Annotated in this window: 19 protein-coding genes; 4 read left to right on the plus strand and 15 right to left on the minus strand. The window is 72.2% G+C overall.

Annotated features, from left to right (window positions below; all coding sequences use genetic code 11):
- Positions 1 to 3 precede the first annotated feature (3 nt).
- Positions 4 to 438 (minus strand): DUF948 domain-containing protein, encoded by a 435-nt coding sequence (locus ACZ6J5_RS30560; protein ID WP_469396864.1) that lies wholly within the window; start codon positions 436 to 438, stop codon positions 4 to 6.
- A gap of 183 nt (positions 439 to 621) precedes the next feature.
- Between ACZ6J5_RS30560 and ACZ6J5_RS30565 the strand changes: the two genes are divergently transcribed.
- Positions 622 to 2,835, plus strand: a complete 2,214-nt coding sequence (locus tag ACZ6J5_RS30565) for an ATP-binding protein (RefSeq protein ID WP_469396866.1) — start codon at positions 622 to 624, stop codon at positions 2,833 to 2,835.
- Positions 2,836 to 2,889: 54 nt separating this feature from the next.
- Here the strand turns inward: ACZ6J5_RS30565 and rpsD are convergent, their stop codons facing one another.
- Positions 2,890 to 3,504, minus strand: a complete 615-nt coding sequence (gene rpsD / locus ACZ6J5_RS30570; protein WP_046907488.1) for a 30S ribosomal protein S4 — start codon at positions 3,502 to 3,504, stop codon at positions 2,890 to 2,892.
- Between the two features lie 206 nt (positions 3,505 to 3,710).
- On the opposite strand from rpsD, the gene ACZ6J5_RS30575 reads away from it, so the two are divergent.
- The gene (locus ACZ6J5_RS30575; protein ID WP_469396867.1) at positions 3,711 to 4,406 is read left to right on the plus strand and encodes a DUF2470 domain-containing protein; all 696 of its coding nucleotides are present in this window, start codon (positions 3,711 to 3,713) and stop codon (positions 4,404 to 4,406) included.
- Positions 4,407 to 4,421: 15 nt separating this feature from the next.
- On the opposite strand, the gene ACZ6J5_RS30580 is transcribed toward ACZ6J5_RS30575, so the two are convergent.
- The 5 genes from ACZ6J5_RS30580 to ACZ6J5_RS30600 all read right to left on the minus strand — a co-directional run bounded on the left by ACZ6J5_RS30580 (position 4,422) and on the right by ACZ6J5_RS30600 (position 9,358).
- Positions 4,422 to 5,126 carry a GmrSD restriction endonuclease domain-containing protein gene (locus ACZ6J5_RS30580; protein WP_469396869.1) on the minus strand — a complete coding sequence of 235 codons (705 nt, stop codon included), beginning with the start codon at positions 5,124 to 5,126 and terminating at the stop codon, positions 4,422 to 4,424.
- A 19-nt stretch (positions 5,127 to 5,145) separates the two neighbouring features.
- On the minus strand, positions 5,146 to 6,498 hold the full coding sequence (locus tag ACZ6J5_RS30585; protein WP_469396902.1) for a replication-associated recombination protein A: 1,353 nt from the start codon (positions 6,496 to 6,498) through the stop codon (positions 5,146 to 5,148).
- Positions 6,499 to 6,540: 42 nt separating this feature from the next.
- The gene (locus ACZ6J5_RS30590; RefSeq protein ID WP_469396870.1) at positions 6,541 to 7,167 is read right to left on the minus strand and encodes a vitamin K epoxide reductase family protein; all 627 of its coding nucleotides are present in this window, start codon (positions 7,165 to 7,167) and stop codon (positions 6,541 to 6,543) included.
- 210 nt (positions 7,168 to 7,377) lie between these two features.
- Positions 7,378 to 8,640: a histidine--tRNA ligase gene (gene hisS, locus ACZ6J5_RS30595; protein ID WP_469396872.1), complete on the minus strand. Its 1,263-nt coding sequence runs from the start codon at positions 8,638 to 8,640 to the stop codon at positions 7,378 to 7,380.
- Positions 8,641 to 8,650: 10 nt separating this feature from the next.
- Positions 8,651 to 9,358 (minus strand): MBL fold metallo-hydrolase, encoded by a 708-nt coding sequence (locus ACZ6J5_RS30600; RefSeq protein ID WP_469396873.1) that lies wholly within the window; start codon positions 9,356 to 9,358, stop codon positions 8,651 to 8,653.
- A gap of 153 nt (positions 9,359 to 9,511) precedes the next feature.
- Between ACZ6J5_RS30600 and ACZ6J5_RS30605 the strand changes: the two genes are divergently transcribed.
- Both ACZ6J5_RS30605 and ACZ6J5_RS30610 read left to right on the plus strand, forming a co-directional pair.
- The gene (locus ACZ6J5_RS30605) at positions 9,512 to 10,297 is read left to right on the plus strand and encodes a peptidylprolyl isomerase (RefSeq protein ID WP_469396875.1); all 786 of its coding nucleotides are present in this window, start codon (positions 9,512 to 9,514) and stop codon (positions 10,295 to 10,297) included.
- A gap of 211 nt (positions 10,298 to 10,508) precedes the next feature.
- Positions 10,509 to 11,738, plus strand: coding sequence for a DUF349 domain-containing protein (locus ACZ6J5_RS30610; protein WP_469396877.1), 1,230 nt, complete (start codon positions 10,509 to 10,511; stop codon positions 11,736 to 11,738).
- Between the two features lie 78 nt (positions 11,739 to 11,816).
- Here ACZ6J5_RS30610 and ACZ6J5_RS30615 read toward each other — a convergent pair whose 3' ends face one another.
- From ACZ6J5_RS30615 to ruvC, 8 genes are all read right to left on the minus strand, one after another.
- Positions 11,817 to 14,276 (minus strand): RelA/SpoT family protein, encoded by a 2,460-nt coding sequence (locus ACZ6J5_RS30615; RefSeq protein ID WP_469396879.1) that lies wholly within the window; start codon positions 14,274 to 14,276, stop codon positions 11,817 to 11,819.
- 252 nt (positions 14,277 to 14,528) lie between these two features.
- The gene (locus tag ACZ6J5_RS30620; protein WP_469396881.1) at positions 14,529 to 15,080 is read right to left on the minus strand and encodes an adenine phosphoribosyltransferase; all 552 of its coding nucleotides are present in this window, start codon (positions 15,078 to 15,080) and stop codon (positions 14,529 to 14,531) included.
- Positions 15,077 to 16,138 carry a protein translocase subunit SecF gene (secF, locus tag ACZ6J5_RS30625; RefSeq protein ID WP_469396883.1) on the minus strand — a complete coding sequence of 354 codons (1,062 nt, stop codon included), beginning with the start codon at positions 16,136 to 16,138 and terminating at the stop codon, positions 15,077 to 15,079. Before secF ends, ACZ6J5_RS30620 begins: the two co-directional genes overlap by 4 nt.
- 1 nt (position 16,139) lies before the next feature.
- Positions 16,140 to 17,921, minus strand: a complete 1,782-nt coding sequence (secD, locus tag ACZ6J5_RS30630) for a protein translocase subunit SecD (protein ID WP_469396885.1) — start codon at positions 17,919 to 17,921, stop codon at positions 16,140 to 16,142.
- A gap of 150 nt (positions 17,922 to 18,071) precedes the next feature.
- Positions 18,072 to 18,494, minus strand: coding sequence for a preprotein translocase subunit YajC (yajC, locus tag ACZ6J5_RS30635; RefSeq protein WP_469396903.1), 423 nt, complete (start codon positions 18,492 to 18,494; stop codon positions 18,072 to 18,074).
- 180 nt (positions 18,495 to 18,674) lie between these two features.
- Positions 18,675 to 19,754, minus strand: coding sequence for a Holliday junction branch migration DNA helicase RuvB (gene ruvB / locus ACZ6J5_RS30640; RefSeq protein WP_469396887.1), 1,080 nt, complete (start codon positions 19,752 to 19,754; stop codon positions 18,675 to 18,677).
- A 32-nt stretch (positions 19,755 to 19,786) separates the two neighbouring features.
- A complete protein-coding gene (ruvA, locus tag ACZ6J5_RS30645) occupies positions 19,787 to 20,419 on the minus strand; it encodes a Holliday junction branch migration protein RuvA (RefSeq protein ID WP_469396888.1) in 633 nt (210 codons plus the stop codon).
- Positions 20,416 to 20,946, minus strand: coding sequence for a crossover junction endodeoxyribonuclease RuvC (gene ruvC / locus ACZ6J5_RS30650; protein WP_469396890.1), 531 nt, complete (start codon positions 20,944 to 20,946; stop codon positions 20,416 to 20,418). Before ruvC ends, ruvA begins: the two co-directional genes overlap by 4 nt.
- Between the last annotated feature and the right edge of the window lie 185 nt (positions 20,947 to 21,131).

Consider the following 21,131-nt stretch of genomic DNA (forward strand, 5'->3'; position numbering starts at 1 on the left):
TGCTCAGCCCTTCTGCTTCCGGCGCCTCGCGGAGGGCACGGTACGACCGACGATGACAGTACGCCGGTCCTCGGCGGGCGGCGCGGCCTGCTGCCGGTCGCGCCCCAGCGCCCGGCGCACCCCGTAGCCGAAGGCCGCGACCTTGACCAGGGGGCCGCCGAAGGTGGAGGCGACGGTGGTGGACAGCGCCGAGGCGTTGGAGGTGACCTCCTGGACGTCCGAGGCGATGGCGTCGACCCGGTCGAGCTGGGTCTGCGCGGAGCGCACGGTCGCGGAGGCGTCGGCCAGCAGCGGGACGGCCTGCTCGGTCACGTCCGCCACCAGCTTGGTGGTGGCCTTGAGCGTCTGCGCCAGCCTCACCAGCACCACGGCGAGGAAGGAGACCAGGATCGCCCAGAACACGGCCACCAGGATCCCGGCAACCTCACCACCGGTCACTCCGCACCGCTCTCTGCTGTCGCTCTCGTCATCGGCTTCCGACGGACGTCGGGCCTGTGTACCTCAGACCTCCGACCCTATCGCGCCGGAGCTCTCCCGCCGCACCCCATTACCGCGCGCGGGAGGGGAGTTGCGCCGGTCCGATTGTACGGAGCGCGCGCGGATGAGTACGCTCCGTGTCCCATGCGACGGAGCAATCTCCCTGCCGAGCTCAACCGGTTCGTGGGCCGGGCCGCCGAACAGGACGAACTGGCCCGCCTCATCGAGGAGTTCCGCCTGGTCACGGTCGTCGGGGTCGGCGGGGTCGGCAAGACACGGCTGGCCCTGCGCACCGCCGCGGCTCTGCAGAAACGCTACGCCGACGGTGTCCGGCTCGCCGAGCTGTCCATGCTCTCCGGCTTCTCCGGGCTGTCTGGGCTGTCTGGGCTGTCTGGGCAGACCGGGCCGGCCGGGCCGCGCGACCCCGCGCTGGTCGCCCACGCCCTGGTCGAGGCGCTCGGCCTGACCGACCACACCCTGCGCGAGCCGCGCGAGGCGCTGGCCGAGCACCTGGCGGAGCTGCGGCTGCTGCTCGTGGTCGACGGCTTCGAGCACCTGGTCGACGCCTGCGCGGAGCTGCTGCGGGAGCTGCTGCTGCGCTGCCCGGGGCTGACGGTGCTCGCGGTGGGCCGCCGCCCGCTCCGGGTGGACGGCGAGGCCGTGTTCGCGCTGGCCCCGATGGACGGGGCCGACGCGGCGGCGCTGCTCGCCGAGCGGGCGGCGGAGGCGCTGGGCCGGTGGGCGCCGGCCGACCCGGAGCCGGTGCGGGAGCTGTGCCGGCGGCTGGACGGGATCCCGCTCGCGCTGGAGCTGGCCGCCGGACGGCTGCCGCTGCTCTCGGTGGAGCAGGTGCTCCAGCGGCTGGACGACCGCTTCCGGCTGCTGGACGGCGGGCGGCGCGGGGCGCTGCCCCGGCACCGGACGCTGCGCACGGCGATCGGCTGGAGCCACGAGCTGTGCACGCCGGAGGAGCGGCTGCTGTGGGCGCGCCTGTCGGTCTTCGCGGGCCCCTTCGACCTGGAGGCGGTGGAGTACGTGTGCTCCGGCGCCGGGCTGCCCGTGGAGCGGGTCCTGGACGTGCTCGGGGAGCTGCTGGCGCAGTCGCTGGTGGCGCGGGAGGAGTCGGCGGCCGGGCCGCGCTACCGGATGCTGGCCACGGTCGCCGCGTACGGGGCCGAGTGGCTGACCTCGCTGGGCGACGCCGAGCGGATGCGCCGGCGGCACCGGGACTGGTACATGGGGCTCGCCACCTGGTGCGAGCTGGAGTGGTTCAGCCCGCGGCAGGCGGAGGTGGCGGCGGTCACGGACGTGGCGCTGCCGAATCTGCGGGCGGCGCTGGAGCTGTGCCTGGAGTCCCCGGAGGACGTGCCGCTCGCGCAGCACCTGGCGGGGACCCTCTGGTTCTACTGGGCCGGGTGCGGGCGCCTGTCGGAGGGCCGGCACTGGCTGGACCGGGCGCTCGGCGCGGGCCCGGTCCCGGCGGAGCAGGAGGACGCTCGGCTGAAGGCGCTGTGGGTGCTGGGGTACGTGGCGGTCCTGCAGGGGGATCCGACGGCGGCGGTGGCGGCGCTGCACGAGTGCGGGGCGCGGGCCGGGGCGGCGGGCAACGCGCTGGCGGCGGCGTACGCGACGCACCGGCTGGGGTGCCTGGCGCTGCTGTCGGACGACATGCCCCGGGCGGAGGAGCTGATCGGGCGGGCCCTGGAGTCCTACCGGGAGCTGGGCGAGCTGAACAGCAACGTGCTGATGGGGCAGGTCGAGCTGGCGATGGCGCGGGCCTTCCAGGGCGACCTGGAGGGGGCGGTCGCGCTGTGCGCGGAGGTCCGGGAGATCTGCGAGGAGCGGGGCGAGCGGTGGACCCGGGCCTACGCGCTCTACGTGCTGGCGTACGCGGCGCTGACCGAGGGCGGGCACGCGCGGGCGCGGGAGCTGCTGGCCGAGTGCGTCGCCATCGACCACGCCTTCCACGACCTGGTGGGGCTGGTCCTCGCGTTCGAGCTGCTCGCGCTGGTGACGGCGGGCGAGGGGGACGCGCGGGAGGCGGCGGTGCTGCAGGGCGCGGCGACCCGGCTGTGGGACTCGGTGGGGCTGCCGCTGTTCGGCTCGGGCCACTTCAACGGGCCGAGGGCGCTGTGCGAGCGGCAGGCGGGCGAGGCGCTGGGCGGGGCGGGCTACGGGCTGGCGTTCCGCGAGGGGCGGGCGCTGTCGCTGGACGAGGCGGTGGAGCGGGCGCTGAGCGGGCGTCGGGATCCGGCCATCCGGGGCGACCGGGACGGGGCGGCGGCGCCGCGCCCGTTCCGTACCGCGCGCGCGAGGGTCCCCGGACACGCGGAAGCCCGCCGGCTCCCCCACCGGTGAGGCGGGGGAACGGCGGGCCGATACCGCGGGGGCGGTACTACTGCCGTGCCGGAATCAGCGGGCGTAGTACTCGACGACCAGCTGCTCGTCGCAGATGACCGGGATTTCCTTGCGGTTCGGGTCGCGGTCGAGGCGGAAGGCCAGGGCCTTCAGGTTGACCTGCAGGTAGCGCGGGGTCTCACCGTCGGCGGCGAAGCCACCCTCACGGGCGACCTCGAACAGCGGCTTGGTGCGGCTGCGCTCGCGGACCATCACGACGTCGTCGGGACGGACGCGGAACGACGGCTTGTCGACCTTGGTGCCGTTGACCTGGATGTGGCCGTGGACGACCATCTGACGGGCCTGGTAGATGGTGCGGGCGATGCCCGAACGCAGGACCAGGGCGTCGAGGCGACGCTCGAGCTCGACGACCAGCGCCTCGCCCGTCTTGCCCTCGGCCTTCTTCGCGCGGTCGTAGGCGCGGGCCATCTGGCGCTCGCTGATGTCGTACTGGGCGCGCAGACGCTGCTTCTCGAGCAGACGGACCTTGTAGTCCGAGTTCTGCTTGCGGCCACGGCCGTGCTCGCCCGGCGGGTAGGGGCGGGCCTCGAAGTACTTGACGGCCTTCGGCGTCAGCGCGATACCGAGCGCACGGGACTTCTTGACCTTGGGACGCGACTGGTTAGGCACGTTCTCCAGACCTCCGTTGTAGGTTAGGTTAGGCTCACCTTACTTAAGGAGATCGCATGTCTCGCCCGGGGAACACCACACGCATCACGGACGGCAGCACAAAGACCGATGCAGTTTCCACCACGGAAGCCGTGGAGGGCATCGATGCGACGGAGGTCCGATCAGCTCATGGTCAGCCGCGTCCAAACGGGCTTGATCTCGCACGGATGCCGTCAGCAGCCGAGCGCACACGAACTCTCGTACAGAGTACATGCTCCGCGGTGCTGCTGATTCCGGGGGCCGCCGGCCTCCGCCCCGAGCTGCTCTCCCCCGAGGCCCGCGCGGTCGGCCCGGAGGGCGAGGTGTTCCTGCTCTTCCCCGCGGACGCGCCGCCCGTGCGGGCCGCGACCCACGCCCAGGACGACGAACTGCCGGTGGTGCTGGAGCTCACCGACGTGGCCCCCGTCTCCGTCCCCCACCGCATCCGGGGGCGGGCCTGGATCTCCGGCTGGCTCACCTGTGTGCCCGGGATCGCCGAGCCCGGCCGGATGATGCTCCGCCTGGAGCCCGGGGCGGCCAGCGTCGACGACCTGTGGGGCACCGGCGAGGTGGACCCCGAGGAGTTCGCGGCGGCCGTCCCCGACCCGCTGCGGATCCACGAGACCGAACTCCTCCAGCACCTGCACGCCGCCCACGACGACCGGCTGCGCGAGCTGACCGCGCTGCTCGGCACCCACGCCGCCGGCCTGGTCCCCACCCGGGACGTGGCCCCGCTCGCCCTCGACCGCTTCGGTCTGCGGGTCCGCTTCAGCGCCGGACCCGAGTCCTGCTTCGACGCCCGCTTCGACTTCCCCCAGCCGGTCCGCGACGTCACCGGGCTGCGCCGCGAGATGCACCGGCTCTTCGAGGCCGCCCGCTCCTGACCCCGTCCGGCCCCCTCACGGACAGGTCCCCAGCAGCTCCTCCAGCGCCCGCTTCTCCGGCGGCGAGACCGACAGGCCGTACCTCGCCTTGATCCCGGTCCACCGCCGGCCGTACTCGCACCAGTACGCCCGGCGCGGAGGCCGCCACCGGTCGGGCGTCTTCGCGCTCTTCTCGTAATTGGTCTCCTTGCCGGTGGCCAGCAGCACGTCCAGGTCGTTGGCGTACGCGAGCCGCCGCGCGTCCGTCCACGCCCAGGCGCCCGCCCGCCAGGCCGCCGCGAGCGCGACCACGTGGTCCGTCTGGATCCGCGAGGCCCTGCGGTACGAGTACGGCAGCCGCTCGCCCGTGTACGGATCGTCCAGCACCCCCGACACCACCAGACACGGATCGCGGTCCCCCGTGCGCAGCTCGCCCAGGTCCCGCCGCAGCACGTCGTCACGGGTGTCGCAGCCGTTGCGCCCGCCGGGGGCGTCGGTGTCGTCGGACCAGGTCTCGCCGAACCTCGCCCGCTCGTACGTGTCCCCGTGCTCGCCCCACGCCACCCGCAGCCCCGCGAGCAGCCGCCGCGCCTCGGCCGCCGGGGGCGGGAAGCCGGGCGTGCCCGCCACCGGAACCGGGCTCGGAGCCGGCCGGACCGCGCCGGCGCCGCAGCCCGCGAGCCCCGCACCGGCCAGCAACAGGGCCCCGAGGCCGCCGAGGACGCGCACCGCACGGATCATGGTCCGAGCGTAGGAGCCCTCAGCCGCCCTCGCCCCTCAGCCGCCCCCGCACCATGTTCACCACATCCGCGTAGCGCGCCTCCGCCCCGTAACGGGTCGGCTCGTAGTACCGCTTGCCGTGCACCGGGTCCGGGGCGTACTGCTGGGCCGCGATCGCGCCCGGCACGTCGTGCGGATACACGTACCCCTGGGCGTGGCCCAGCTTGGCCGCGCCCTTGTAGTGCCCGTCCCTCAGATGGGCCGGGACCGGGCCCGCGAGCCCCTCGCGGACGTCGGCCCGGGCGGCGAAGATCGCGTTCGTCGCCGCGTTCGACTTCGGGGCGAGCGCCAGGGCGATCGTGGCGTGGCTCAGGGTCAGCGCCGCCTCCGGAAAGCCGATCATCGCGACGGCCTGGGCGGCGGCCACGGCGAGCGGCAGCGCGTTCGGATCGGCCAGCCCGATGTCCTCGCTCGCCGAGATCATCAGGCGCCGGGCGATGAACCTCGGGTCCTCCCCCGCCTCGATCATCCGGGCCAGGTAGTGCAGCGCCGCGTCCACGTCCGAGCCCCGGATCGACTTGATGAGCGCGCTGGCCACGTCGTAGTGCTGGTCGCCGTCCCGGTCGTAGGTCACGGCGGCCCGGTCGACGGTCTCCTCGACCGTCTCCAGGGTGATCTCCGCCTCGCCCTTGGCGAGGGCCGCGCCCGCCGCCGCCTCCAGGGCGGTCAGGGCGCGCCGGGCGTCGCCGCCGGCGATCCGCAGCAGGTGCGCCTCGGCGTCCCCGGGCAGCGTCACGGCCCCGCCGAGCCCGCGCTCCTCCGTCAGCGCCCGGCGCATCAGCCCGCTGAGGTCCTCGTCGGTGAGCGGCTCCAGGGTGAGCAGCAGCGAGCGGGAGAGCAGCGGGGAGATCACCGAGAAGTAGGGGTTCTCCGTGGTGGCCGCGATCAGGGTCACCCAGCGGTTCTCCACGGCGGGCAGCAGGGAGTCCTGCTGGGCCTTGGAGAAGCGGTGGATCTCGTCGAGGAAGAGGACGGTCTCCTTGCCGTAGCCACCCACCGCGCGGCGGGCGCCGTCGATGACCGCGCGGACCTCCTTGACGCCGGCGGTGATCGCGGAGAGCTCCACGAACCGCTTGTCGGTGGCCTTGGAGACCACGTACGCCAGGGTCGTCTTGCCGATGCCGGGCGGGCCCCAGAGGATCACCGAGGAGGCCCCGGCGGGGCCGCCGTCGCCGCCGACCAGGCGGCGCAGCGGCGAGCCGGGCTTGAGCAGGTGCCGCTGGCCCACCACCTCGTCGAGGGTGCGCGGGCGCATCCGGACGGCCAGCGGGCTGCTGGACGGGTCGTTCTCCTGGCGTTCTTCGGCGGCTGCGGTAAAGAGGTCGGGCTCCACGGTCATGAAGCCTAGGTCACCGCACTGACAGCGCGGGTGCCGTCAGCTGGTCCAGAAGTCCCACCAGCGGGTCAGGATCAGCATCCCGATGATCCCGATGTGCAGCACCGGCAGCACCCAGGTGAACTCGTCGAAGAAGGTGCGCAGCCCGCCGGGGGCGCGGATCACGCCGTGCCGCACGTTGTGCGAGGTGGTGTACCAGAACATGACGATGGTGGCGACCCAGGCCAGGCAGCACCACAGGCACAGCGAGTTGATCTCGTACAGCGACTGGTACATCAGCCAGGTGCAGAAGCCGACGCCGAAGAGCATGCCGGCGTTGAGGCCGAGCCAGTACCAGCGCCGGTAGCGGGCGCCGGCCAGCAGGCCCACGGCGATCGCGATCACCATGCCGTACGTGACGAGGCCGAGCATCGGGTTGGGGAAGCCGAAGACCGAGGCCTGCTCGCTCTTCATGATGTTGCCGCAGGAGACGATCGGGTTGAGGCTGCACCCGGGGGTGAAGTTCGGGTCTTCCAGCAGCTTGATCTTGTCGATCGTGATGACCCACGCGGCGAGCAGTCCGGCCGCGCCGGTGATCACCAGGAGCCAGGCGAAGGCGCGGCCGGCGCCGACGGCGCGGGGGTCCTCCCGCACGGCGGTCTCGTTCGCTGCCGCTGCTTTGGTCATGTCGCTCTGCTCGCTTCGCTCTACTCGTGCGCTGGGCGCGTTCGGCCGACCGGGGGCACGGCCATTGTGCCGCACAGGGTGTCACGGGCCGTGTCCGAGGGCCGTAAGCACGGCTCCGGGACAGCCCGGACGCCCCCGGACGCCCCCGGGCATGCGGAGGGGCCCGGTCCGCACGTGGCGGACCGGGCCCCTGACCCGTACGGGGCGCGGTCAGGCCAGCTTGGCCCTCACCGCGTCGACCAGGGCGTCCAGGGCGACCGGGCCCTGCTCGCCGGACTCCATGTCCTTGAGCTGGACCACGCCCTCGGCCAGGTCCCGCTCGCCGGCGACGACCGCGAGGCGGGCGCCGGAGCGGTTGGCGTCCTTCATGGCGCCCTTGAGGCCCTTGCCGCCGAAGGCGAAGTCGGCGGCGATCCCGGCCTTGCGCAGCTCGGTGACCTTGCCGAACAGGATCCGGCGGGCCTCCTCGCCGAGGGCGACCGCGAAGACGCTGGTGGCGGCGGGGAGGTCGAGCTCCACGCCCTCGGCCTCCAGTGCGAGGACGGTGCGGTCCACGCCGAGCGCCCAGCCGACGGAGGGCAGCGCGGGGCCGCCGATCATCTCGGACAGGCCGTCGTAGCGCCCGCCGCCGCCGACGGCGGACTGCGAGCCGAGGCCGTCGTGGACGAACTCGAAGGTGGTGCGGGTGTAGTAGTCGAGGCCCCGGACCAGCTTGGGGTCGTCCTCGAAGACCACGCCGGCCGCGGTGATCAGCGCGCGGACCTCCTCGTGGTACGCCGTGCAGGCGTCGCACAGGTAGTCGCGCAGCAGCGGGGCGTCGACGAGCTGCTTCTGGACGTCGGCCCGCTTGTCGTCGAGGACCCGCAGGGGGTTGATCTCGGCGCGGCGCAGGGTCTCCTCGTCCAGGTCGAGGCCGCGCAGGAAGGACTGGAGCGCCTCGCGGTAGACGGGGCGGCACTCCTGGTCGCCGAGCGAGTTCAGCAGGATGCGGAAGTCGCGCAGGCCGAGCGAGCGGTAGGCCTGGTCGGCCAGGATGATCAGCTCGGCGTCGAGCGCCGGGTCCTCGGCACCGATCGCCTCGGCGCCGACCTGCGAGAAGTGGCGGTAGCGGCCCTTCTGCGGGCGCTCGTAGCGGTAGTACGAGCCCGAGTACCAGAGCTTGACCGGGAGGTTGCCCTGCTTGTGCAGGCTGGCCTCCAGGGCCGCGCGCAGCACGGAGGCGGTGCCTTCGGGGCGCAGCGCGAGCTTGTCGCCGCCCTTGGTCTCGAAGGCGTACATCTCCTTGGTGACGATGTCGGTGGACTCGCCGACGCCGCGCGCGAAGAGGTTGACGTCCTCGAAGCCGGGGGTCTCGACGTAGCCGTAGCCGGCCGTGCGCAGGGGCGCGGAGATGGCCTCGCGGACGGCGAGGTACTTCGCCGAGTAGGGCGGGATCAGGTCGTACGTGCCCTTGGGGGCCTTGAAGGTGCTCACGTGGATCTCGTCACATTCCTCGTCGGGGAGCGTCCTGGCTCCCGAGGCCGGCCGCCACCTGCCGCAGATAGGGGTTGGTGGCGCGCTCTTGGCCGATGGTCGTCTGGGGACCGTGCCCCGACAGGACCACGGTCGAGTTGTCGAGCGGCAGGCACACGCGGGCCAGCGATCCGAGCATCTCGTCCATGTCACCGCCGGGCAGGTCGGTGCGTCCGATGGAGCCGGCGAACAGCAGGTCCCCGGAGAAGAACACGGAGGGGATCTCCGTGCTCTCGGGGGTCCGGAAGGTCACCGACCCCTTGGTATGACCGGGGGCGTGCGCGACGGAGAGCGTCAGTCCGGCGAGGCTCAGCTCGGCGCCGTCGGTGAGCTCGTGCACGTCGTCCGGCTCGCCCACGGTCAGTTCGCCCATGAGGGGCATCCCGATGGAGCGGCCGAGGGCCTTCTCCGGGTCGCTCATCATGTAGCGGTCGGCCGGGTGGATCCAGGCGGGGACGTCATGGGCGCCGCAGACCGGGACGACGGAGGCGACGTGGTCGATGTGGCCGTGGGTGAGGACCACGGCGACGGGCTTGAGCCGATGCTTCTTCAGCGTCTCCTCGACACCCTGGGCGGCCTGGTGGCCCGGGTCGATGATGACGCACTCCTCGCCTGCGGCGGGGGCGACCACGTAACAGTTGGTGCCCCAGGCCCCGGCGGGGAACCCGGCAATCAGCACGATCGTCCTTATTTGTCGTCCGGCAGATGGCTGCGGCGAAACGGAATGCAGCGGGTCAGAGCCTACCGGCGCTGCGTATTCCACAGCCAACCCGTATACGGTACGGGCACATCCGGCCAGGACTGAACAGACGATCGACAAGGAGCGGACCCGGTGGTCACCAGCGATCAGCGGCGGCGGCAGCTCGCCAGGGACAAGTACCAGCGTCAGCAGCAGCGGCGCGCGGACGCTCGGCGCAAGTCGCGCCGGATCAGCGTCATCGCCGCCTCGCTCGCGGTCGTGCTCGCCGCGGGCGGTGCGGTGTACCTCTCGGTGGCGCTGACCGGCGACGACAAGAAGTCGGACAACGCGGCCACCGAGCCGACGAACACGCCGAGCCCGGAGCAGAGCAAGTCCTCGCAGCCCGAGCCCGCGATGTCCATCGACAAGAAGGCCTCGTACACGATGGCCCTGAAGACCAACCAGGGCGACATCACGATCACGATGGACGCGGCCAAGGCCCCGCACACCGTGAACTCCTTCAAGCACCTCGCCGACAAGAAGTACTTCGACGGGACCAAGTGCCACCGCCTCACCACCTCGGGCATCTTCGTGCTCCAGTGCGGCGACCCGAAGGGCGACGGCACCGGCGGCCCCGGCTACGTCATCCCGGACGAGAACCTGACCGGCCTCGGCAAGGCGGGCGCGGACGGCTCCGTCACGTACCCGAAGGGCACGGTCGCCATGGCGAACGCGGGGGCGAACACCGGCGGCAGCCAGTTCTTCCTCGTCTACAAGGACACCAAGCTGCCCCCGAACTACACCCCCTTCGGCACCTTCGACGCGGACGGCCTGAAGGTCGTCGAGGACGTGGCGAAGGCCGGCGTCCAGGGCGGCGCCGGCGACGGCGCCCCGCAGAAGGGCGTGACCATCGAGAAGGCGGCCGTCACCAAGAAGTGACGCCGGGGCGGCCCGGCGGGGCCCGCGCGCGTGTGACCGTTGAATTTCGGTCGTGCTGAGTGCGGACAGCCGGGCCGCCGTTCGCCTAGATTGGCGTTGTGCAGCGCCGGCCGTCGGCCGGGCTGTGGAGGGCGGGCCAAGACCCGCCGGGAATCCGTGGACGATGCCAGGGGGCGGGGCCCCCGTGACGGCATCATGGTGAGGAGGCGCTGTGAGCAGCGACCCGTGGGGCCGCGTCGACGAGACGGGCACCGTGTACGTGCGTACGGCCGAGGGCGAGCAGGTCGTCGGATCGTGGCAGGCCGGCACCCCTGAGGAGGCCCTGGCCTACTTCGAGCGCAAGTACGAGGGCCTGGTGGTCGAGATCGGCCTCCTCGAGAAGCGCGTGAGGACCACCGACCTCTCCGCGAAGGACGCTCAGACGGCGATCGAGCACATCCGCGAGCAGGTCCGGGAGCACCACGCGGTGGGCGACCTGGCCGCGCTGTCGGCCCGGCTCGACAAGCTGACCGAGGCGGTCGAGTCCCGCCGCGAGGAGCGCAAGGTCCAGAAGGCCAAGCAGGCCGACGAGGCGCGCTCCGCCAAGGAGACCCTGGTCACCGAGGCCGAGGAGCTGGCCCAGAGCGAGCAGTGGCGGGCCGCCGGCGAGCGGCTGCGGGCGCTCGTGGACACCTGGAAGGGCCTGCCGCGCCTCGACCGCAAGTCGGACGACGAGCTGTGGCACCGCTTCTCGCACGCCCGCTCGGCCTTCTCCAAGCGCCGCAAGGCCCACTTCGCGGCGCTCGACGCGCAGCGTGAGGACGCCCGCAAGGCCAAGGAGAAGCTGGTCGCCGAGGCCGAGGCGCTGTCGAACTCGACCGACTGGGGCACCACCGCCGCCCGCTACCGCGAGCTCATGGCGGACTGGAAGGCGGCGGGCCGCGCCCAGCGCGAGCACGAGGACGAGCTGTGGAACCGCTTCCGCGGCGCCCAGGACGTCTTCTTCGCCGCCCGTGGCGAGGTCTTCGCCGAGCGGGACGCGGAGCAGACCGAGAACCTCAAGCTCAAGGAGGAGCTCGCGGCCGAGGCCGAGCGCCTGGTGCCGGTGTCGGACCTGAAGGCGGCCCGCGCGGCCTTCCGCTCCCTCAACGAGCGCTGGGAGGCCATCGGCCACGTCCCGCGCGACGCCCGCCCGAAGGTCGAGGGCCGGATGCACGCGGTGGAGCGGGCGATCGGCGAGGCCGAGGAGACCGAGTGGCGCCGCACCAACCCGGAGGCGCGGGCCCGCGCCGCGGGTCTGACCGGCCAGCTCCAGGACGCCGTCGACAAGCTGCAGAAGCAGATCGACACGGCCCGCGCCGCCGGGAACGACGCCAAGGCCGACAAGCTCGCCCGCGAGCTCGAGGGCCGTCAGGCCCTGCTCGACCAGGCCCTGAAGGGCCTGCAGGAGTTCGGCGGCTGACGCCCGTGTGACGTGCGGTACGAGGAAGGGCCCCCGGCTGGTGCCGGGGGCCCTTCCTCGTGCGTACGGGAGCCCCGCTCAGGGGCGCCGGGCGCTGGTGACCCGGTACACGTCGTAGACGCCCTCGACGCCGCGTACGGCCTTCAGGACGTGTCCGAGGTGCTTGGGGTCGCCCATCTCGAAGGTGAAGCGCGAGGTGGCCACCCGGTCACGGGAGGTCTGGACGGCCGCGGACAGGATGTTGACGTGCTGGTCCGACAGGACGCGCGTGACGTCCGAGAGCAGCCGGGAGCGGTCCAGCGCCTCGACCTGGATGGCGACCAGGAAGACCGAGGACTGGGTGGGGGCCCACTCGACCTCCAGGATCCGCTCGGGCTCCCGGGACAGCGAGTCGACGTTGACGCAGTCGCTGCGGTGCACGGAGACGCCGCTGCCCCGGGTGACGAAGCCGATGATCGGGTCGCCGGGCACGGGGGTGCAGCAGCGGGCCAGCTTGACCCAGACGTCCTCGACGCCCTTGACGACGACACCGGGGTCGGCGTTCGAGCGGCGCTTGGAGCGCCCGCGGGCCGGGGGTGCCGCCTCCTCGATGTCCTCGGTGGCCGCCTCCTCGCCGCCGAGCGCCTGGACCAGCTTCTGCACGATGGACTGGGCCGTGACGTGGCCCTCGCCGATCGCCGCGTACAGCGAGGAGATGTCGCTGTAGCGCAGCTCGTGGGCGAGGGTGACGAGCGAGTCGCCGGTGAGGATCCGCTGGATCGGCAGGTTCTGCTTGCGCATGGCCCGCGCGATGGCGTCCTTGCCCTGCTCGATGGCCTCGTCGCGGCGCTCCTTGGAGAACCAGGCGCGGATCTTGTTCCGGGCGCGCGGGGACTTGACGAAGCCCAGCCAGTCCCGGGACGGGCCCGCGCCCGCCGCCTTGGAGGTGAAGACCTCGACCAGGTCGCCGTTGTCCAGGGTCGACTCCAGCGGCACCAGCCGCCCGTTGACCCGGGCCCCTATCGTGCGGTGCCCCACCTCGGTGTGGACCGCGTACGAGAAGTCGACCGGGGTGGCGCCCGCGGGCAGCGCGATGACGTCGCCCTTGGGGGTGAAGACGAAGACCTCGTTGCGCGAGAGGTCGAAGCGCAGCGACTCCAGGAACTCCGAGGGGTCCTCGGTCTCCTTCTGCCAGTCGAGGAGCTGGCGCAGCCAGGCCATGTCGTTGAGGTGGTCGTCCTTGCCGGCCTTCTTCGGCACGTCGGCGCGGACCTTGGAGGCGCCGGCGACGGCCTCCTGCTTGTACTTCCAGTGCGCGGCGATGCCGTACTCGGCGCGCCGGTGCATGTCGAAGGTGCGGATCTGCAGCTCGACGGGCTTGCCGTTGGGCCCGATGACCGTCGTGTGGAGCGACTGGTACATGTTGAACTTCGGCATCGCGATGTAGTCCTTGAACCGGCCGGGGACCGGGTTCCATCGCGCGTGGACGGTGCCGAGGGCCGCGTAGCAGTCGCGGACGGTGTCCACGAGGACGCGGATGCCGACCAGGTCGTAGATCTCCGCGAAGTCACGGCCTCGGACGATCATCTTCTGGTAGACGCTGTAGTAGTGCTTGGGTCTGCCGGTGACGGTGGCCTTGATGCGGGCGGCGCGCAGGTCGGCCTGGACCTCGTCGGTCACTATGGCCAGGTACTCGTCCCGCTTGGGGGCGCGCTCGGCGACGAGCCGGACGATCTCGTCGTACATCTTGGGGTAGAGGATCGCGAAGGCGAGGTCCTCCAGCTCCCACTTGATGGTGTTCATGCCCAGCCGGTGCGCCAGCGGGGCGTAGATCTCCAGGGTCTCGCGGGCCTTCTTCTCCTGCTTCTCCCGCTTGAGGTAGCGCATCGTGCGCATGTTGTGCAGGCGGTCGGCGAGCTTGATGACCAGGACGCGCGGGTCCTTGGCCATGGCGACGACCATCTTGCGGACGGTCTCGGCCTGGGCCGCCTCGCCGAACTTGACCTTGTCCAGCTTGGTGACGCCGTCGACGAGCAGGGCGACCTGGTCGCCGAAGTCGCGGCGCAGGGTGTCCAGGCCGTACTCGGTGTCCTCGACGGTGTCGTGCAGCAGCCCGGCCATCAGCGTCGCCGGGTCCATGCCGAGCTCGGCGAGGATGGTGGTGACGGCGAGCGGGTGGGTGATGTACGGGTCGCCGCTCTTGCGCTTCTGGCCGCGGTGCCAGCGCTCGGCGACCTGGTAGGCCCGCTCGATCTGGCGCAATGTCGCCGTTTCGATCTTCGGGTCGTTGGAGCGGACGATCCGCAGCAGCGGTTCGAGGACCGGGTTGTACGGGGAGGAGCGCTGGACGCCCAGCCGGGCGAGACGGGCGCGGACGCGGCTGGACGAGCCGCCCGAGCGGCTCGGGGCCGCGGGGGTGGGCCGGACAGCGGGGGCCGGTGCCGGGGCCGCGGGCCGGATCTCCGCGGGCTTGTTCTGGTGCGCGGCGGTACCCGGCGCGGCCTGGTCGGCCTGCTGCTCGGGCTGCGCGGCGGAGAGTGGCTGGGCCTCGTCTGGCAAGAGCGCTCCTCTGGGGCTACCCCCGGACGGAATCCGGGGACGTCTCCGGGTCCCCCGGTCAGGCCCGGAAAGGCCATCGTATCGACCTGGCAGCGGCGGTGCTCACGCGCCCGCGGGATGGACGTCCGGCCCGCCTCCGAGGGATCCGGTCGCGGTGGGTGTCCGGAAAACGACGGGGGCGGCCCGGGGAATTCCCCGGGCCGCCCCCGTGTCGTCCCGCGTCCGCCGGACCCGGAGGTCCGGCGGACGCGCTCAGACGGTGATGAGCGCGGTGAGCGGTGCGCCCGACAGGGCCGGCTCCAGGCGGGCCCGGCCGGGCAGGAAGCCCAGCTCCATCAGGACGGCGACGCCGGCGACCTCGGCCCCGGCGCGCCGGATGAGCTCGATGGAGGCCTCGGCGGTGCCGCCGGTGGCGAGGACGTCGTCGATGACCATCACCCGGTCGCCCGGGGCCAGGTCCTCGGCGTGCACCTCGATCTCGGCGGTGCCGTACTCCAGCTCGTACGCCTGCCGCAGGGTGGCCCCGGGCAGCTTCCCCGCCTTGCGGACCGGGATGAAGCCGAGACCGGCGCGGACGGCGACCGGGGCGGCCAGGATGAAGCCGCGGGCCTCCAGGCCGACGATCTTCGTGGCGCCGTGCGCCGCGCACAGCGCGGCGAGCTCGTCGGTCAGCGCGCGGAACGCCTCCGGGTCCGCGAGCAGCGGGGTGATGTCCTTGAACAGCACCCCCGGCTTCGGATAGTCGGGGACGTCACGGATGCGGCTGAGAAGCAGCTGCACGGTGTCCTGGGCGCCGGCGGTCATCCGTGGTTCTCCGAGCGGCCTCGGCGGCCCTGGCCGACGACGGCGGCCTCGGCGAGGCCGTTGTCCTCGTCGGGGGACTCGCCCTTGGCGGCAGCGGCGGCCCGCTTGGCCAGGATGCGCTTCGTCAGGGCCTTCATCGCCGGCTCGCGCTCCTTGAGGTCGGCGACGAGCGGGGTGGCGATGAAGATCGAGGAGTACGCGCCGGCGGCGAGACCGACGAAGAGCGACAGCGAGATGTCGTTCAGCATGCCGGCGCCGAGGACGCCGCCGCCGATGAAGAGCAGGCCGGCGACGGGCAGCAGGGCGACGACCGTGGTGTTGATCGAACGGACCAGGGTGCCGTTGATCGAGCGGTTGGCGATCTCGCTGTAGGTCCAGCGGGTCTGCTTGGTGATGCCCTTCGTCTGTTCCTTCAACGAGTCGAAGACGACGACGGTGTCGTAGAGCGAATATCCGAGGATCGTCAGCAGACCGATGACCGTGCCGACCGTGACCTCGAAGCCCACCAGCGAGTAGATGCCGACGGTGATCGTGAGGTCGTGGATCAGCGCGATGAGCGCCGCGACCGCCATTCTCCACTCGAAGGCGATGGCGAGGTAGATCACCACCAGGATCATGAACACCCCGAGGCCGGTCCAGGCCTTCGCGGCGATCTGCTCACCCCAGCTCGGGCCGACGAGCTCGGCCGCGATCTTCTCCTCGGGGACGTTCAGCTCCTTGGCGAGCTGCGCGCGCACCTTGTCGGACTGCTCCGTGTCGAGACCGCCGACCTGGATGCGCAGCGCGCCGCTGCCGAGCTCCTGGACGATCGCGTCGTGGCCGGAGGCCTCTTCCGCGTAATCCTGGGCCTGGGTGACCGAGACGGTCGTCTTCGGGGTCGTGAAGACGGCGCCGCCCTGGAACTCGATGCCCATGTTGACGCCGCGCACCGCGAGGGCGACGATCGCCGTGATGGTGATCAGGATCGACAGGCCGTACCAGATCCTGCGGTTGCCGATGAAGTCGTAGCCGACCTCACCTCGGTGGAGCCGGGCGCCGAGATCTCCGAGCTTCGACATCTCACGCCTCCTTCGTGTCGGCAGGGCCTGCGGCGGCGGAAACGGGCTGGCGACGGGTGCGTCGCAGCGGCGGCTGGACGCCGAGGCTCTTCGGGTCGAGACCGGACAGCTTGTGCCCGTTGCCGAAGAACTTGGTGCGCGCGAGGAGCGTCATCACCGGCTTGGTGAAGAGGAACACCACGACGACGTCGAGCAGGGTGGTCAGACCGAGCGTGAACGCGAAGCCCTGGACCTTGCCGACGGTGACGACGAAGAGCACCGCGGCGGCGAGGAACGACACGAAGTCGGAGACCAGGATGGTGCGGCGGGCGCGCGGCCAGGCGCGCTCGACGGCCGGGCGCATGGTGCGGCCCTCGCGGATCTCGTCGCGGATGCGTTCGAAGTACACGATGAACGAGTCCGCTGTGATGCCGATGGCCACGATGGCGCCGCAGACCGCCGGCAGGTTCAGCGCGAAGCCGATGGCCGGGCCGAGCAGGGCCATGATCACGTAGGTGAGCAGGGCCGAGGCGCCGAGGCTGAGGATGGCGATCATCGACAGGCCGCGGTAGTACACGACCAGGTAGATGATGACCAGGCCGAGGCCGATGGCGCCGGCGATCAGGCCCGCCTTGAGCTGCTCGCCGCCGAGGGCGGCGGTGACGGTGTCCACGCTCTGCGTGTCGAACGTCAGGGGCAGGGCGCCGTAGGACAGGATGTTGCCGAGGTCCTGGGCGGACTGCTGGTTGAAGCTGCCGGAGATCTCGGCGCTGGCGCTCAGCGTCTGGTTGACGGACGGGGCCGAGACGACCTCGCCGTCGAGGACGATGGCGAACTGGTTCTGCGGCGCCTGCTGCTGCGAGAGCTTGCCGGTGATCTTCTGGAACTTCTTCGCGCCACCGCTCGTGAAGTCCATGGTGACGATCCACATGCCGCGCTGCTGGTCGAAGACGCCCTTGGCGTCGTCGACGTCCTTGCCGTCCACCTCGGCCGGGCCGAGGATGTACTTCTCCCACTGCCCGGCGCCGTTCTGGCCACAGGCGACGGCGGTGTCGGTCGGCTTGACGCCGTCACCGACGGCCGTGCGCTGCTTCGGGTCGAGGCAGTTCAGCGTGGCGAACTTCTGCTGGAGGGCGGCGGTCGCCGGGTCGGCCGGGGTGTCGGCCTTCGGGCTCTCCGTCGACTTCGGCGTCGTGGACGACGTGGCGGTCGGCGTCGGGCTCGGGGCCTTCAGCGCCTCGGTGACGGCGCGGCCCTGGGTGGACGGCGACGAGGTCGCGGTCGCGGTCGGGCTGCTCGACTTGTCCGTCTTGCCCTTGCCGGCGGTGGCGCCGGAAGCCGTGGGCGTCGGCGTGGGCGAGCCCGTGGCGCTCTTGTCGGGCGCCGGCTGCTCGGCGGCGGCGACGGCCAGGACCGGCCGGAAGTACAGCTGGGCGGTGGTGCCGACCTGCTCGCGGGCCTGCTTCTCGTTCGTCCCCTTGGGGATGTTGACGATGATGTTCTCGCGGCCCTGCGTCTGGACCTCCGCCTCCGAGACACCCAGACCGTTGACACGGCGCTCGATGATGCCGACCGCGGTGTTCATGTTGGTCTCGTTGACGGCGGACTCCTGTCCGGGCTCCGCCTTCGCCTTGAGCGTGATCGACGTACCGCCGGCGAGGTCGATGCCCAGGCGGGGGATGGTGTGCCCCGACCAGAACATGCCGCCGGTGAGTGCGACCATGGCGATCAGAATGAGTGCCAGGGCGCGGCCCGGCCGGCTCTGTCCCCCCGCCGGCCTTCGGCCCTTCTTCGGTGCTGCCACCTGTCGTTTCTCCCTGTCCAAACCGCCCCGCGCGGATGAGGCGCGAAGCGGCCACGAAGTGTGTGGTGGGGACCTGCCCCCGCAGACGTGAGACCGTCGCCACAGCCGCGCGCGCCCGGACGGGGCTGACGCGCGGCTGTGGCGGCGAAGCTACTTCGCCTCGGTCCCGCCGTCGGTCTTGCCGTCCTTGTCAGCCTCGGCGGCGTCCGACTTCTTGGTGAGGTCGGCCTTGACGTCCTCGGTCGTCTCCTCGGCGGCCTCGGTCAGCGAGGAGGCGTCGTCGGGGACGACCTCGCCGGGCTCGTCGCCGTGGACGATCCGGTTGTACTCGGAGTCCTCCATGACGGCGCCGATGGAGTTCTTCGCGTAGACCGCGTGGACGCCGGGAGCGACCTCCAGGAGGACGGTCTCTTCGCCGACCTCCTTGACGGTGGCGTACATCCCCCCGATCGTGCGGACGCCGGTGCCGGGCTGGATCTGGTTGCGCATCTCCGCCGCCTGCGCCTGCTTCTTCTTGGCAGAACGGGTCATGAGGAACATGGCCCCGATGAGCACGATGAACGGGAGGAGCATGCCGATGTTATTCACGGGACGGAATTTCCTTCGCAAGGCCGCGGTAGATGTCGCGGCCTGATTCGGGGGTGGGTGCGCCGACCATAAGGAGCGGCACCGGCGGAGTCTAGGCGAGTCCGCATCGATGGAACAACGCCCAGCATCGCACCCCGGTTCCCATACGGGCGAGTCTCCGCGCCGTCACGCCCCGAAGAGCCCCTGTTGTCCGCTTCCTGCGGGCCCCGTGCCGCCTGCCTGCGGCGGAACCATTCCGAGGTGGTGCCAGGCGGCGGGGGTGGCGACCCGGCCACGGGGCGTGCGCGCGAGGAGTCCCTCACGTACGAGGAAGGGCTCGGCGACCTCCTCGACGGTCTCGCGCTCCTCGCCCACGGCCACCGCGAGGGTGGACAGGCCGACCGGGCCGCCGCCGAAGAGCTTCAGCAGGGCCCCCAGGACCGCGCGGTCGAGGCGGTCGAGGCCTCGGCTGTCCACCTCGTACACCCCGAGGGCGGCGGCGGCGATCTCGCGGGTGATCACGCCGTCGGCCCTGACCTGCGCGTAGTCCCGGACGCGGCGGAGCAGCCGGTTGGCGATGCGGGGGGTGCCGCGGGAGCGGCCGGCGATCTCGGCGGCTCCCGCGGTGTCGATCTCGACGTCGAGGAGGCCGGCGGAGCGGTGCACCACACGCTCCAGCTCGTGCGGCTCGTAGAACTCCATGTGGGCGGTGAAGCCGAAGCGGTCGCGCAGCGGCGGCGGCAGCAGTCCGGCCCTGGTCGTGGCCCCGACCAGGGTGAACGGCGGCAGCTCCAGGGGGATGGCGGTGGCGCCGGGGCCCTTGCCGACGATGACGTCGACGCGGAAGTCCTCCATCGCCATGTAGAGCATCTCCTCGGCGGGCCGGGACATCCGGTGGATCTCGTCGAGGAAGAGGATCTCGCCCTCCTGGAGCGAGGACAGGATGGCCGCGAGGTCGCCGGCGTGCTGGATGGCGGGGCCGCTGGTGATCCTGATCGGCGCGTTCATCTCCGCCGCGATGATCATGGACAGGGTGGTCTTGCCGAGGCCGGGGGCGCCGGAGAGGAGCACGTGGTCGGCGGTGGCACCGCGCTGGCGGGCGGCCCGCAGGACGAGGTCGAGCTGCTGGCGGACCTTCTCCTGGCCGACGAACTCGCTGAGGTCCTTCGGCCGCAGCGCGGCCTCGACGGCCTGGTCGTCGCCCTCGGCGGAGGCGTCGACGATGCGCTCCTCGGCGGCGGGCGCGGTCTCGTCGTCCCAGTTCACGGTGATGGGGCCTTCTCTTCGTACGGGGGAGGTCAGCGGGCGCGGTTGAGGGTCTGCAGGGCGGCGCGCAGCAGCTGCGGGACGGGCGCGGAGCCGGTCTCGGCGAGTGCGGCCTCGGCCTGCGGGGTCACGGCGGCCACGGCCTCCTCGGCGTCGCGGCTCGCGTAGCCGAGGCCGACGAGGGCGGCGGAGAGCTGCTCGGTCCAGGGGGCGGGGCCGGCGGCGACGGCGCGCTGCTGGCCGACGAGGCCGCTGCCGCCGAGCGGGGAGCCGAGCTTGTCCTTCAGTTCGAGGAGGAGTTTCTGGGCGCCCTTCTTGCCGATGCCGGGGACGGCCGTCAGGGCCTTCTCGTCGCCGGTGGAGAAGGCGAGCCGCAGCGCGTCGGGGCGGAGCGTGCCGAGCATGGCCTGGGCGAGCCGGGGGCCGACCCCGCTGGCGGTCTGGAGCAGCTCGAAGACCTGCCGCTCGTCGTCGTCGGCGAAGCCGTACAGGGTCAGCGAGTCCTCGCGGACGACCAGGGAGGTGGCCAGCCGCGCGTGCTCGCCGAGGCGCAGCCCGGCGAGGGTGTCGGGGGTGCACTGGACGGCCATGCCGACGCCGCCGACCTCCACGACCGCGGTCGTGGGGGCGAGGGCGGCGACCGGGCCGCTGACGAAGGCGATCATCGGGTACGGCCTTTCGAGGCGTGCAGGGCGACGGCCTGCTGGAGGCGGTTCTGGGCGGGGGCGCGCCAGATGTGGCAGATGGCGAGGGCGAGGGCGTCGGCGGCGTCGGCCGGCTTGGGCGGGGCGGAGAGCCGCAGCAGCCGGGTGACCATGGCGCCGACCTGGGCCTTGTCGGCCCGCCCGCTGCCGGTGACGGCGGCCTTGACCTCGCTGGGCGTGTGCAGGGCGACGGGCAGGCCGCGGCGGGCGGCGCAGAGCATGGCGATGGCGCTGGCCTGGGCGGTGCCCATCACCGTGCTCACGTTGTGCTGGCTGAACACCCGCTCCACGGCGACGAGTTCGGGCTGGAAGCGCTCGATCCACTCCTCTATGCCGCGCTCGATGCCGACGAGCCGGAGCCCGATGTCGGCGTCGGCGGGGGTCCGCACCACACCGACCCCGAGCATGGTCAGCGGCCGTCCGGCGACCCCCTCGACGACACCGACGCCGCAGCGGGTCAGTCCGGGATCCACCCCCAGAACGCGCACCGTGCCCTCCCTTTTCGCTCACCTGTTTGTGCAGGCTATCGGCTGCCGCCGACAACGCAGCGGGGGGGCGGGGGGGGGGGCCCCCCCGGCCCCCGGCCCGGGGGGGGGGGGGGCGGGGGGGGCCCGGGGCCCCCGGCGCGGCGGGGGCGGGGGACTTTGTGGGGTTATGGGGGGGTTGGGGTATA

Source organism: Streptomyces sp. NPDC042100 (assembly GCF_055582325.1).